9 protein-coding genes are annotated in these 13,468 nt (G+C 70.8%); 1 reads left to right on the top strand and 8 read right to left on the bottom strand.

Annotated elements, in window-relative coordinates:
• Positions 1 to 10: 10 nt before the first annotated feature.
• The 6 genes from ACFVJX_RS01190 to malX all read right to left on the bottom strand — a co-directional run bounded on the left by ACFVJX_RS01190 (position 11) and on the right by malX (position 8,302).
• Positions 11 to 664, bottom strand: coding sequence for a TetR/AcrR family transcriptional regulator (locus ACFVJX_RS01190; RefSeq protein ID WP_384123453.1), 654 nt, complete (start codon positions 662 to 664; stop codon positions 11 to 13).
• Positions 658 to 1,878 carry a cytochrome P450 gene (locus tag ACFVJX_RS01185; protein WP_384123455.1) on the bottom strand — a complete coding sequence of 407 codons (1,221 nt, stop codon included), beginning with the start codon at positions 1,876 to 1,878 and terminating at the stop codon, positions 658 to 660. Before ACFVJX_RS01185 ends, ACFVJX_RS01190 begins: the two co-directional genes overlap by 7 nt.
• A 181-nt stretch (positions 1,879 to 2,059) precedes the next feature.
• Positions 2,060 to 4,726 (bottom strand): FUSC family protein, encoded by a 2,667-nt coding sequence (locus ACFVJX_RS01180; protein ID WP_384123456.1) that lies wholly within the window; start codon positions 4,724 to 4,726, stop codon positions 2,060 to 2,062.
• A 173-nt stretch (positions 4,727 to 4,899) separates the two neighbouring features.
• Complete coding sequence (locus ACFVJX_RS01175) at positions 4,900 to 5,370, bottom strand: MarR family winged helix-turn-helix transcriptional regulator (protein ID WP_384123458.1); 471 nt, start codon at positions 5,368 to 5,370, stop codon at positions 4,900 to 4,902.
• A gap of 104 nt (positions 5,371 to 5,474) precedes the next feature.
• Positions 5,475 to 6,695, bottom strand: a complete 1,221-nt coding sequence (locus ACFVJX_RS01170) for a MalY/PatB family protein (RefSeq protein WP_384123460.1) — start codon at positions 6,693 to 6,695, stop codon at positions 5,475 to 5,477.
• A 2-nt stretch (positions 6,696 to 6,697) separates the two neighbouring features.
• Entirely contained in the window at positions 6,698 to 8,302 is a 1,605-nt protein-coding gene (malX, locus tag ACFVJX_RS01165; protein WP_384123462.1) for a maltose/glucose-specific PTS transporter subunit IIBC, read from the bottom strand.
• 403 nt (positions 8,303 to 8,705) lie between these two features.
• Between malX and ACFVJX_RS01160 the strand changes: the two genes are divergently transcribed.
• A complete protein-coding gene (locus ACFVJX_RS01160; RefSeq protein WP_371604899.1) occupies positions 8,706 to 8,783 on the top strand; it encodes a 50S ribosomal protein bL37 in 78 nt (25 codons plus the stop codon).
• Between the two features lie 139 nt (positions 8,784 to 8,922).
• Here the strand turns inward: ACFVJX_RS01160 and ACFVJX_RS01155 are convergent, their stop codons facing one another.
• Both ACFVJX_RS01155 and ACFVJX_RS01150 read right to left on the bottom strand, forming a co-directional pair.
• Positions 8,923 to 12,381 carry a glycosyl hydrolase gene (locus ACFVJX_RS01155; RefSeq protein WP_384123464.1) on the bottom strand — a complete coding sequence of 1,153 codons (3,459 nt, stop codon included), beginning with the start codon at positions 12,379 to 12,381 and terminating at the stop codon, positions 8,923 to 8,925.
• Positions 12,382 to 12,704: 323 nt separating this feature from the next.
• Positions 12,705 to 13,439: a S1 family peptidase gene (locus ACFVJX_RS01150; protein ID WP_384123466.1), complete on the bottom strand. Its 735-nt coding sequence runs from the start codon at positions 13,437 to 13,439 to the stop codon at positions 12,705 to 12,707.
• Positions 13,440 to 13,468: the final 29 nt, after the last annotated feature.

Here is a 13,468-nt window from a genome sequence, read left to right as displayed (position 1 = left end):
TGGTGGTCCTTCAGTGACGGGTGGTGGGCGCGGCGAACAGCCCCACGAGGGCGTCCTCCAGCGCGTCGGCGGTGCGCTCCCAGGACGCGCCGGGCTCGGCCAGGCCTTCGGCGAGGGTGCGTTCGCGCTCCGCGCAGGTGTGGGTGATCAGGTGGCGGGCCATCTCGGCGCGTGCGGGGCGGATCTCGGGGGGCACGATGTCGTGGAGACACCGGCCCAGCCCCTGGAGGGTGAGGCACAGGCTGTCCCGGGTGAGGGACTCGTCCTCCACCAGTGTCCGCATCAGCGGGTCGGTCATCACCTGCACGGCGAACCGTGCGTGCCAGGACGGGACGCCCAGGGCGGCGTTGTGTTCGGTCACCGGGCGCAGCAGGCAGCGCACCCAGTCCCGCAGCTCGGTGCTCTGCCCGGCGGCCTTCACGTAGCGCATGCGGATGACGTCGACGTGCGTGCCGTGCCTGGCCATGATGGTGCGTACGAGCGTGGCCCGGCTGCCGAAGTGGTAGCTGACGGCGGTGTTGTTCCCCTGGCCCGCCGCTTCGCTGATCTGGCGGTTGGAGACGTTCGACAGACCGTGTTCCGCGTAGAGGCGTTCGGCGGCCGTCATGATGGCCTCGCGTGTGTCGGCGCCGCGGCCGGTGCGGGGCTGAGCTCTGTTCACCATGTCACCGGCACTTCGCGCAGCGGGCTGGTGAGCATGCCCTCGTGACGTTGCAGGTCGTCGGCGTCCACCGCGAGCCTGAGCTGCGGAAGGCGGCGCAGCAGTACGCCGAGCACGGCCTGCAGTTCGGTGCGGGCCAGCGGCTGGCCCAGGCACGAGTGGGGCCCCGCACCGAATGTGAGATGCGGGTTGGGACTGCGCCCGACGTCCATCACGTCGGCCTTCTCCCAGGCGCGTTCGTCCCGGTTGGCCGCCGCCATGCTGCACACGACCGTCGCACCGCGCGGCACGGTGCCGCCGGAGAGCTCGATGTCCTCGTGGGCGTAGCGCAGCATCCCGAAGCCGCTGCCGTTCGGGTCGAAGCGCAGCAGCTCCTCCACGGCCGAGCGGATCAGCGATCGGTCCTCGACCAGGCGCTCCCAGCGGCTGCGGTCGGACAGCAGATGGGCCGTCATCATGGCGATGAACCCGGCCGTGGTCTCGTGGCCCGCCAGCAACAGCGCCTGCCCGGTGGCCACCAGACCCGCCTCGGACATCGGATCGCCCTCGGCGTCCTGCGCGTCCATCAGCCGGCTGAGGAGATCGTCTCCGGGCGCGTCGCGCTTATCGGCGATGAGGGCCGACATGTAGGCGGCGAAGTCCCGGTGTGCGGCGTCGGTCTCCTCCCGCGTGTACTTCGTCATGTTGAGGAAGGTGTCGGACCACGCCTTGAAGCGTTCCCTGTCGCTCTCCGGCACACCGAGCATCGTGCAGATGACGTAGACCGGCAGGGGGAGGGCCAGATGGCTGACCACGTCCGCGGGACCGCCGTGCTCGATCATGGTGTCGACGAGCCGGTCGGCCATCTCCTCCATCTGCGGTTTCAGCGCGGCCATCCGTTTCGCGGTGAACCACCTGCCCACCATCCGGCGCCAGCGTGCATGGCCCTCGTCGTTCAGGGTCCGTGCCATCGGGCTGCTGAAGATGCCTTCGGCGTCACCGGCCGTGATGCGCGCGGCGTCGGGCCTGGCCAGGCCTTCGCGGCTGAGCCGTGGGTCTGCCAGCGCGGCGCGTACGTCCTGGTAACGCGTGAGCAGCACCGCCGTGTCACCGCTCGGAAAGGCCACGTCTGCCACCGGGCACTTCGACCGGAGTTCCGCCCACCTCGCGGGCGGCTCCAGGGCTGCCGGAGAGACGAACGGGTAGTCCGGCGGACCTGAATCCTGGATCTCGCTCATGCCAGCCTCCTTGGGTCCGGGTTCTCGATCACTAGACACCAGACCCCGATCTAAATCAATCGACTGACTTAATCGGAGTGGCCGGGTGGCTGGAATCGCATGGGCGGAGCCCGGTGGGTGGCGTCGCGCAGCACGACAGCTCGCGCGGCGCGTCCTGTTCCGGAGCCGCGAGCGGCCCTCGCTACAGCCGCATGTCGTGGCCGATTCGGCCGCTCTCCCCCGTCGGCGGCACGGGCAGGAGTTCCGCGTGCGGGGCGTGGTCCGCCGCCGACACGATGAGCGTGTGGGCGCCCGGCCGCAGCCCGTCGACGCGGTAGCGGCCCGACCGCACGGGTCCTGCTGCGACCCGCCTTCCGCCCCCGTCGATCACGGTGATCCAGCCTGCGCAGCCCGCGGGGTGCCGGTCGCAACTGACACTGCCGGTGACTGCGACCCCGGCGGAGGAACCGGCCGCGCCGGCCGATGGGGCAGGCGCCGCGGGCCCCGGTGAGGCGGCTTCTGTCCGGGATGCGGCGGTGACCACGGCCGTGCGGCCGGAGTCGCCGTCGGCGGCGGTCTCCCGGGGCGGCGGCCATGTGGTGGCCCACTCGGCCACGAGTGTCCGGGTGCGGCGTTCCATCGGGGAGATCGCTGCTTCCTTCACGCAGGCGCTGCGCACGGTGAGCCCGCACCGCTCCGCGTACCCGGCGAGCGATTCGTCGAGCGCGGCCAGCTCCCGCAGCGCCGAACGGATGCGCGCGGCTCGGGGTCCCGGCGGGGCCACGTCCAGCTCCGCCTTCAGTTCCCGTACCAGCGGGCCCACCCGCTGCCAGGATTCCTGGGGCTCGCCGGTGGCGAGCGAGCGGTCCAGGGCCTGCAGCGAACCGGTCAGGACCGCGGTGATGCGCGCGAACCGTTCGGCCTGCCGGGGCGCCAGGTCGATGTCGATGTCGGCCGCTGCCGCGAGGGCGCGGGCGTGGCCGGTGGCCGTGGTGAGCAGGGCGGTGCGGTTGTCCGCGTCCTTCCCCCGTACCCCGAGTGGCATCCTGACCAGTGGCCGGACCAGGCTCACCACCTGGAAGAGGGCCGAGTCCACCGCGCGGGCCGCTCCTCGCAGCCGGACCGGGGCATCGGGGTCCGCCCAGCGCAGGGCGAGCTGTGAGACGAGTTCGTCGACGGCGGACACGTAGCCGCGCTCGGCCTCGCGTGTGATCCTCCGGCCGGAGAGCGGAAAGATCAGCGCCGCGCACGCGGTTGCCACGAGTATGCCGAGACCGTTGTCCAGCAGCCGCTCACCGAGCAGGTGGTCCATGCCGCCGTAGGGCGTCGTCAGTCCGTACAACTGAACCAGCGCGACGACGAGCCCGACGACCCAGAGGGCGTACGCGCGCTGCATCCCCCAGGCGCCGAGCGTGAGACCCGCCACGATGATCGCGAGCATGACGTAGACGTGACCGTGGCCCACCAGGTGGAGCAGCGCGATTCCGATCACGGCGCCGACCACGGTTCCCGCCATGCGGTGGCCGAACTTGCGCAGCCGCTCATGGGTCGTGTTCGTACCGAAGAGGGTGATCATCACGCCGACCAGCCCCCAGTAGAAGCGGTGCGGATCGATGGCGTCGGTGATCGGGCAGACGATGGCGGCGGCGATCCCGGCATGCAGCGGTGCGCGTACGAAGGGGACGGCACGTCGCCAGCTCGACTCCGTGCGGGCCGCGAGCACGCGCTGGGTCGCCTCCCCGGATCCGGCGGGACGGTTGCGCTCCAGGGCCACGGTCGGCTGGAAGGGGACCTTCCCAGGGGACTGGGGCGAGTTCCAGCCCAGCGCGAGCCAGTGGGAGAGCGAGCCGGCCAGCGAGTCGAGGAGCTGGGCCACGCGGTGGGCCGGTTCGGCGGACTCCGCCCGCCGGCTCCCCGTGCCGGCGCCGGGAAGCACCTGACCGGCCCGCTCCCGGATGATCTCCGCCGCGGGGTGCAGCCCCCGGGCACTGCCGAGGGGTGTGTCCCGCGCGATGACCAGGCCCACCACCAGGGCCTCGCGCAGCCTCGGCGGCACGTCGAGTCCCACGAGGTCCTGCACGGCCCGGCCTATTCCGCGAAGAGCCAGCTCGGCGTCGAAGAGATGGCGGTGGAGGAGCTCAGCCATGACGGGGTCGGCCGCGACCTCCGGCTGGGCGAGCCGTCCGTCGATGGTGACGGTGGTGACGTTGAGACGGCGCAGTGAGCGCGCCATGCGGCGCACCGCCCGCTCCTGGTCGGCGTCGGGGTCCAGCGCCTCGATGGCCGCGTCCGCCACCCGGCGGGCTTCCACGACGAAGGCGCGCTGGGTACGCAGCAGATCCTCGCGCGGCATCGGGTAGCAGAGCAGCAGCCGGGTCACGAGCACCGCGACTGCGGAGACCAGGGCCACGAGGAGGGCCTTGCCCGCCATGCCCGCCGGGATGTTCGCCATCATGCCGACCATCAGGCCGTTGAAGAGCATCATGCCGGTGAGCAGGGCGAGTTGTCCGAACCGGGCGAGGAAGAAGGTCAGTGCCAGCGCGCCGACCATCAGGCCGATCTCCAGGCGGCGGTCGTCGTGCAGCTCGGCGGCCAGCCAGAGGACGGCGGCGTAGGGGAACGGCATCCATACGATGGCCCGGGTGAGCCGCTGCCAGGTGTTCTCGGCCACGGCGAAGGCACTCATCAGGCCCATCATCCCGCCGACCATCATGCCGGTCATGGCCGGGATGCCGAGGCCCCGCGCCATGCCGTAGCCCACCGCGAGGGCGGTCACCATGGCGACGAAGGTGCGCCATCCCGCCTGCAACTGACCGAGGCCGGGATCCGCCGCGAGCACCCAGTCCCAGCGCCGCCGGGGCCCGCCCACTCGACGCGGTGCGACGGCCCGCGGAACGTCCGCCGCGGATACGGGGGTGCACTGAACGCCCCCCGCGGGGGCGGCGGTGCGCGGAGCGCCTGCCCCGGGTGCCGGGGTGCCGGTGGGCGGTGCGGACGGTCCTCGGTCCGGTGCGGTGTCCGACGGCGCGGTGCCTGGGCTGATCAACTGGTCTCCGGTTCCATCGCGTTCAGCAAGGTGTTGAGGGCGTCGCGGGCGGCCCCCACCGCGCGCTCGGAGTCGTCCACGCCGGCGTCGAGGCCCCGCAGGAGCGCTGCGGCCATCCGTCGGCGTCCCTCTTCGAGCAGGTTCCGGCCGGCCGCCGTCAGGGTCGCCTCCACGACACGCCGGTCGGGTGCGCGGCGTTCACGCGAGGCCAGGCCGCGCTCTTCGAGGCTCTGGAGGACCACCGTCACGCGCGGCTGCGCCATTCCGGTGCAGGCGGCGAGCGCGGTCACCCGCCGGGGGCCGTCCTCCAGGGCGTCCAGTACGGCCGCCTGGCTGCGGGTGAGCCCGAAGGCGCCGCTGCGAAAAAGCGTCTGCGACAGTCGCCCGATTCCCCTGAGGAGGCCCCTGGCAGCGCTCTCGATGCGCTGCTCGTCGGTGGGACCCGACGAGGACAACGATTGATGCATATAGCAATTATATATATGTCAAGAGAGGCACCGGAACCATGCGCGGGCAAAATGCCCGGCCGCGCCGGAGCGGTCCGCCCGTGAGGGCGAGGACTCCGCCATGCTCAGGACCGCGACGCCCCCGGTCGCGTCAGCCGGTGCAGCGCCCGCACGAGCGCCTCGACGCCCGACTCCGCCTTGGACCGGGGACAACCGGCATTGAGCCGGACGCGCCCCGGGGAGCCGTACGCGGCTCCCGGCATGATGGCCACCTTCTCCACCTCGACGAGCTCGCGCTGCAGCGCTTCGTCGTCGACCCCGAGGGGCCGCAGATCGATCCAGGCGAGATACCCGGCCTGCGGGGGTTCCCAGCCGAGCTCCGGGAACTCCGCGCGCAGCCGGTCGGCGACCATCGCGAGGTTGCCCGCGAGATAGCTGAGCAAGGCGTCCAGCCAGGGCGCCCCTTCCCGGTACGCGGCGATGTGCCCGACCAGTGACAGCACGGCCGGAGAGGAGAGGCCGTCCGCGTCCTTGAGCCGGCTCAGATAGGCGTCACGCGATCCGGGGTCGCCAATGATCCCGTAACTACCGGTCAACGCAGGAATGTTGAATGATTTCGAGGCCGATGTGACCACGGCCCACCGTCCGTCGCCGCCGTGAGCGGCCCAGGGACGGTGGACGTGCGGGGTGTGGGCGAGGTCGGAGTGGATCTCGTCGCTGATCACGGCCACCTCGTGCCGTTCGCACAGCCGCGCCATCCGGTCCAGCTCGTCCGCGGACCAGACCCTGCCCGTCGGATTGTGCGGCGAGCACAGCAGCAGCACGGAGGTGTCGGGAAGCGCCAGGAGCCGCTCCAGCTCCGCCCAGTCGTCCAGCGGGCACTCCCGGAGCTGCCGCCCGTGGGCCGCGACGGCCCTGGGGAAGGCGTCGTACATGGGCGTGTGCGCGACCACTCCGTCGCCCGGCTCCGACCACAGGCGCAGCAGTTGGGAGATCTGGTAGAGGACGGAGGGCGCGTAGACGATCGACTCCGGATCGACGGTCGTCGCGTGCCGTGACGCGTACCAGTGGACGATGGCGGAGAGGAAGTCGCTCTGCCGCCATCGCGAGTAGCCGAGCACACCGTGGCCGAGTCGGTCGCGGAGCGCGGCAAGGATCTCCGGTGCGGTCTCGAAGTCCATGTCGGAGATGGTGAACGGCAACAGGTCCGGCACTCCGAAACGGTCCTCGACGTAGTCCCACTGCGTGCACCAGGTGCCGTGCCGGTCCACGGGGGTGTCGAAACCGTACGGCGCCGGCACGGGCTCGCCGGCCGGACCGCAGGGGGCGGGAGGGGGGAAGGTCATGGTCAGCCCACCGGGACCATGGTCGCGATGGCGTCCTTCACCGACTGGACCTGCGGCCCGATGATGACCTGCACGTTGTGGCCGTCGAGCTTGATGACCCCCACGGCGCCGAGCTTCTTCAACCGCGCCTCGTCGACCCGCGCCGCGTCCTGAACCGTCATGCGCAGGCGGGTGATGCAGTTGTCCAGGGACTGTATGTTGTCGGCGCCACCGATCGCGTCCAGGATGGCGACGGCGTCGTACTTCCCCGCGACCAGCACGCGTGCGGGCTCCGTCTCCCCGTCCGAGGCGGCGGGTCCGCCGTCGTCGTCCGGCTCCGTCTCCTCCTCGCGGCCGGGGGTCTTCAGGTCGAAGCGCGTGATCGCCCAGCGGAAGAGGAAGTAGTAGACGGCGAACCACACCGCCGCGATCACGGGTATCAGGTACCACTTGGTCGTCGAGCCCTGGAGGACTCCGAAGACCAGCCAGTCGATGACATTGCCGTCGGTGTTCCCGATGAAGACGCCGAGCACGGCGGCCGTGAGGAAGCCGAGTCCCACGAGGACCGCGTGGATGGCGTACAGCCACGGTGCGACGAACAGGAACAGGAACTCCAGCGGCTCGGTGATGCCGCCGACCACGCAGGCCACCACGCCGGACACGAGAAGGGCCTTGATCTCCGGGCGCATCTTCCTGTTCGCGCAGTGGTACATCGCGAGCGCGGCGCCCGGGAGTCCGCCCAGGTAGGACGCCATCTTGCCCTGGGAGAGGAAGTGGGTCGCGTCGGTGACGGCGGCGTCCGGCGCGGCGGAGCAGTCCAGGTGCGCGTAGAACATGTTCAGGGCGCCGGAGACGTTGTCCCCGCACACCGTTCCCGAACCGCCGACGTCCGTGAACCGGAACATGGCCACGAGGATGTGGTGCAGTCCGATCGGCCGCAGCAGCACCTCCCCCATGCCGAAGAAGAACGGCCCGAAGACACCTGTGTGCCCGATGCCGCGGCCCACCGCGGTGATCCAGCCGTTGAAGGTCGGCCAGACCAGCGGGATGAGCAGACCCAGCACGCTCAGTACGAGTGCCGAGACGATCGGGACGAAGCGCAGGCCACCGAAGAAGGCCAGCGCGTCAGGCATCCGCTGCGCGCGAAAGCGCTGGTGGAGGAGGCTGACAACGATGCCAACGACCACGGCTCCGAGCAGTCCGGTATCGATGGACTGCACGCCGAGGACATCGGCTATGCCGTAGTGCCTGATCGCTTTCTCGTCCTCGAAATCGACGCCCTTGGCCGTCAGGTAGAAGTTCACCGCCAGATTCATGGCGGCGAAGCCGACGAAGCCGGAGAAGGCCGCTACTCCCTTGTCCTCGCGGGCGAGACCGAGCGGGATCGCCATCGCGAAGAGGACGGGCAGGAAGGTGAAGGCGACCAGACCGGTGTTGGCCATCCAGGTGAAGACGAGATGGAAGCCCTCCGCCTTGAGGAAGGGGAGGTTGTCGGTGACGGCCTCGCTGGAGAGTGAGGAGCCGATGCCCAGGATGATGCCGCAGAAAGCGAGCAGGGCCACCGGGAGCATGAACGTCTTGCCGAGCCCCTGGAGGAATTCCCAGAGTGCGGCCTTGGTCTTCTGCATGTGTAGGGAACCTTCGAACCTGGGGGGACTGCCCCGGCGCTCACCGTGGCACTGTGGGGGCCCACGGACGATCGAGCGACGGAGGACATGACGAGGGGTTCCGGCCGTCCTCGCACGATGCACCTGGGGATCGCCCGGTGAACAGCGCCAGGCAGGGCCGTTCCGCGCAGGGATCACATCACAGCAGGTCGGCGGCTGTCCATGGAGGCCTTGGCGCACAGCTCCGGCGCCGGATGTGACGGACCCGGCATGCGGAGGGGAAGATACCGTCGCATCCCGTGGCCCCTGCCACTCGTACTCCCGCGCACCGGGTGTTTGGCGGCGCGTCGGCGGGTAAGGGCTCTGTGGTCGCCGGAGACAATCCGGTGGATAGTTCGGATATGGATAGAAAGAGGAGGGTTCGATGTCATCGAAGCGACGTCGTAAGAAGAAGGCCCGCCGCAAGAACGGCGCGAACCACGGCAGCCGTCCGCAGACCTGAGGGCGCGCCGATTCATCGGGGGGTGGCGGATGCCACCCCCCGAACGCGTTGGGGGCGAGCGCGTGCCGGACCGACCGGCGCACGGGCCCATGACGCTCGCCGTGTTCAGCCGCGCACGGGCCCATGACGCTCGCCGTGTTCAGCCGCGCACGACCGAGAGCCGGACCTCTTCCAGTCGCTCCGGGCGCAGCAGCACCGGGCCGAGCAGGCCGGACGGCTGGGGGTCGCCGTGCTCGTTGGCGCCGGTGTTGGTGACGCGCACCCGCACCACGTTCTCCCCCTGGTGCAGCGAGGCGGTGACATCGAGCCGGTACGGCGACCACAGCAGGGAGGGCAGCTCCACACCGTTCACGGTGACCTGGGCGACATCGCGTACCTCTCCGAGGTCGAGCGTCCAGAGCCGGTCGGCCAGGTCTTGGACGTCGAGGTTGAACCGGCGTTCGTAGAGAGCCGAACCGGAGTAGGACGCGTTCAGGCCCGTCCAGGATCCGAGCGGGCGGTCCGTGGCCCGCGTGCCGTCGGCTTCGAAGCGGAAGCTCCAGTCGCCGTCGAGTGGCAGCGCGGCCAGCGCATCGGTGACGGCGAGGCTGCCGGTGAACCTGCGGTTGCCGCCCTGTGCGACGACCCGTGCGGTTCCCGGCGCGGACACCCGCACAGTGGCGGTGCCGCGATTCCCCTTGACCGTCAGGTGCTGCACCGGTGCGTTCGACTCCACCGCGTGCGCGGGCACCCCGTGGGACGCACGCCGGAACACCACCAGGACGGCGGCCTTCGCCTCCAGCCGCAGCGCGACCGCGGTGCCCGCGTCCGGCCTGCTAGCGAACGTCGCCGTGCGCCACACTTGCGCCGGTACGGTCTTCCCGGTGTCCGGGTCGCACAGGTGCGGCACGCCGACGGCAGGGAAGGTCGCGGTGACCTCGACCCCTTCGGCATGCTCGTTGTTGAGCAGGAAGGACTGCTCGCCGTCGCGGTCCAGTCGCAGCGCCCTCAGCTCGGGAGCGGGCGGCGAGAGCATGACTGCGGCGCCTCCCGCCGCCACGACCTGGGCGGCTGCCCCGGCCACGTCCTTCACCCGGTGCGTGCGAGGAGCGCGTGCACCGGCGAAGAGTGAGGCCAGCGCGTTCGCCAACTCCTCGGCACGGCCGGCCGGTTCCTGGCGCGGCAGCTCGCCGACCGCCACCAGCACGCCGCCGCCGTCCACGAACCGGGTGAGCGCCACGGCCGCGCCGAGCGAGAGCATCGGCGTCGTGGGCAGCACGAGGATGCCGTACCGCTGCCGTCCGACGACCAGGTCCCCGCCGTGCGAGCGCGCGTGCTCGATCAGCGCCGGGTCGGCCGTGAGCGCGCCCTCGTCGACGAAGTCGAAGTCGATCTGGCTGTCCTCCAGTGCGTGCACAGCGCCGGTGAACGCACTGTCGATCGTGGTCTGCTCGGGGAGGCCCTGGAAGGACTCCGCGGCTCGTTGCGGCTGGAGCAGCGCTGTGCGGGCCGCGGGCGTGGCCCGTGCGGCCTCCACCAGCCGCCCGATCCATTCGTTCAGCGGCGACGAGAAGTCCCACCACGGGTTGACCGGCTGGAACGGTGGTGCGAAGACGATGTTGTCCGAGTCCGAGAAACGGGCATGCAGCAGCACCTTGTTGATGCCGCGGACGACGAACGCCCCGATCACCTCGCGGGTGAACGCAGGAGTGACCTGCCAGCCCGCGGCTCCCATGGCCTCCAGGTAGACGCGCTCGTGCCCGACCTGGTGTGCGGCGCTGGCCGGCCAGCGAGGCAGGGTGCGGTGGTAGCCCTTCTGATAATGGTCGGCGATGAGGTCGGTGCCGGGAACCTGGGCCCACTGATGTGCCGTGTTGAGGTTTCCGGTGCTCATGATCTGCTCCGCCGGGCCGTACTCGTCCCACAGCGGGTTGGAGATCAACTGCAGGCCGTGGTCACCCGCCCAGGTGCTGATGCCCTTGTAGTAGGCCGACGAGAAGCGGTTCGAGACCGCGCGCCAGAAGACACCGCGCAAGGCGCGTCCCTGCTCGCCGAGGTCGTCGTGGACCGCGGAGAGCACGATGCCAAGACCTGCCCGCCCGCCGAGCCGCCGTACCTCGTCGGCCAGACTCGGTGACCACGGCACCTGGGCCCATTCGGCGTCGGCGGACACCACGAAGGGTTCGTCGTCGGCGAAGCCGAGCAGCACCTGGCCGACGGCCCAGGGGAATCTGCGGACGTACTCGCCCGGGACGATGTCCATGAACAGGCCAACGGCCTCGTCATCCAGCAGGTCGAGGTAGTTACGGCGGCTGCCGTCGGTGTCCGCAAGCGGCCGGGTGGTGAAGACGTCCACCTGCCACTGCCCGGCCGGGGCTGTCCACGTCCCGCCGCCGCGCGCGGTGTCCGTGAGATCGATCATCCGCGGGACGACGGGGCCGCCGGTGCCGATCGGACGCGCCGAGGCCGCGAAGGTGTCCCCGAGGTCCTCGGGCGTCAGGAAACGGTCCACCGCCGAATCGGTTTCGAAGGTGTCGGCGAACAACTGACCGCCGTCCGCCCCGACGACGGTCAGGCTGTCCCACGAGGAGCGCTGCGCCGCGGTGGCGCGCAGACCGACCGTGCCGGTGGCGAAAGCGGAGTCGGAGACCGGCGCGGACTCGGTGCCGTCGAGCGAGGTGACGATGGACCGTCCCCGTACGGCGACTTGGAGGTGGTGATCGTCGCCGGCGTCGAAGCCGGCGACGGCGGTGCCCGACCTCAGCAGGGTGAAGTCGCCGTCCGTCTGACGCCACACGTCCACGCCTCCGTCGTTCCGCAGGTCGGCGAGGTAGCCGTTCCTGGCGTCGGAGCAGCGCACCGACAGCCCGGCGGTACCGGAGTCGATACGGACGGTGCCGCTGACGGTGTAGTCCCTCCATCCGGCGCCCTCCTTCAGGATGCGCACACCGTCGAAGGCGGCGGCGTCCACCACCAACCGGCCGTCCGCCACGCCCAGTGCCCGGCCAGCCAGCGGGACGGTGTCACCTGCGGCGGCCCGCGTGCTGCTGCGCCGCACGCCCTTGGCCCGCAGGTGGGGCCGAGGCGGGTAGGTGCGGTCGCCGACCGCGCCACCGTTCACCACGAACCCGCCGGCCCGGCCGCTGGGGAAGAAGTCGTCGTTGAACAGCCATATACGCATGTGGTGGCGGCCGGCCTCGCGGAGCGTGTGCTCGACGATGTCGAACCACTCCTCGGTGAAGAAGGCCGGCCGCAGGGCGGTGGTGTCGAACGGGAAGACCAGCACCTCGCTCACACCCTTGGCACGCATGTCCGCGAGGGTGCTGTCCACCAGGTCCGTGGTGACGGTGCCGTTCCAGAACCAGAGGATCAGCGGCATGCTGTCGGCGGCCGGGCGCGCGAACCGTGCGGCGGAGAAGGTCCCGTGGCCCGTCGGTTCGGCGGCGTGGGCGGACTGCCAGAAGCTGGTGGTCGCACCGGCCGCCGCTGCGGCAGCGGCGATCTGGAGCACCCGTCGGCGCGAGAGGGGAAGGTCGCGGCCGCTCCGACGGCTGACCGGCACCTGCGCTTCCGCGGGAAGGGCGGCGCCGTCGGTGGTCGGGTGGACACCGTCGTTCATCGGAACTCCCTCGCAGAGTGGATGCGACGCCGGCAGACAGGCGGGGCGCGGCCGCCGTCGGGGCGGCACGGGCCGCCCCGACCAGAGGATGAATTGATTCAATCGAGCCGTGCGGACGCTACGACAGCCGATCGGCGAGCGTCAATGCCTCCGCCGCGATCCGCCGCAACCTTTGAGAGAATGCCAGCTCAGGCTTCTGGCGCGGCGAGTGACGAGGCGTCACCAGATCCGCAAATCCCGGGACATGCATGGTTGAACGATTCAATTCGCGAGGTCGGCGACGGGCAGGGTAGGCGCACCCTCTCCCCTGCCCGCGCTCCGCGCTATCGCCGGATGACCGAGTGGATCCAGTCGAGCTGCCCGGAGATCTCCCCCGCCCCGGCCACGCGTTCCCGGTCGGAGGCGGCGAAGACGCCCAGCAGGACTTCCTCGCCCTGTGGGGCGATGCTCATCACCGGGCCGCCGGAGTCACCGCCCGCGGGAATGCCCGACACCCGTTCCATGCAGAAGTCCGGGCCACCCGGCACGGCGAAGCCCTCGCATCGCGAGGCGCCGGGCCGTACGACCCTCAGGTCGGAACGCCTGAGCACCGCGGACTGGCAGGAGTTCTCGTCCCCCGCGCAGGTGGCGCCCCATCCGTACTGCCGCACGACCTGCCCGGCGCGGACACCGGTCGTGGCCGGGCGCGCCGGGCGGACCTTCATCGGCGGGACCTTGATGAGCATCATGTCGGCCCGAGCGCTTCCCACACGTTTGCCGGGCACCGGCCGCACGGTGGTGCCCTTCCGCATGTCGAGACTGCCGACCCTGAAGGAGATCCGCTTGTCCGCGACCGGCTCCGCCTGCTCGTAGAAACAGTGCGAGGCACTGATGATCCACTGGCGCGTGACCGCCGTGCCGGTACACACCGGCTTGCCGTCGATGAGCATGCGCACCGCCCACGGGCCGTACGTACTCTTCGATCCGCCGATGACGGCCGTGGCCGGCGCGGAGGACATCACCGCGCCCGTCATCAGCACCAAGGCCGTCAGCAGCAGCGCTCGCATTCGACACACCATCCGGAAAGCTCCTCTCGTCGGGGCACGGT

The organism is Streptomyces sp. NPDC127177, assembly GCF_042672475.1.
In the GTDB taxonomy this organism is placed as follows: domain Bacteria; phylum Actinomycetota; class Actinomycetes; order Streptomycetales; family Streptomycetaceae; genus Streptomyces.
The sequence above is the reverse complement of the archived record's forward strand: the minus strand, read 5'-3'. Positions and strand labels throughout refer to the sequence as shown.

Bases quoted from the DNA above. Each gene is read 5' to 3' on its own strand.
- ACFVJX_RS01190 (WP_384123453.1), bottom strand. From the start codon at position 664: ATGGTGAACAGAGCTCAGCCCCGCACCGGCCGCGGCGCCGACACACGC.
- ACFVJX_RS01185 (WP_384123455.1), bottom strand. From the start codon at position 1,878: ATGAGCGAGATCCAGGATTCAGGTCCGCCGGACTACCCGTTCGTCTCT.
- ACFVJX_RS01175 (WP_384123458.1), bottom strand. From the start codon at position 5,370: ATGCATCAATCGTTGTCCTCGTCGGGTCCCACCGACGAGCAGCGCATC.
- ACFVJX_RS01170 (WP_384123460.1), bottom strand. From the start codon at position 6,695: ATGACCTTCCCCCCTCCCGCCCCCTGCGGTCCGGCCGGCGAGCCCGTG.
- malX (WP_384123462.1), bottom strand. From the start codon at position 8,302: ATGCAGAAGACCAAGGCCGCACTCTGGGAATTCCTCCAGGGGCTCGGC.
- ACFVJX_RS01160 (WP_371604899.1), top strand. From the start codon at position 8,706: ATGTCATCGAAGCGACGTCGTAAGAAGAAGGCCCGCCGCAAGAACGGC.
- ACFVJX_RS01155 (WP_384123464.1), bottom strand. From the start codon at position 12,381: ATGAACGACGGTGTCCACCCGACCACCGACGGCGCCGCCCTTCCCGCG.
- ACFVJX_RS01150 (WP_384123466.1), bottom strand. From the start codon at position 13,439: ATGGTGTGTCGAATGCGAGCGCTGCTGCTGACGGCCTTGGTGCTGATG.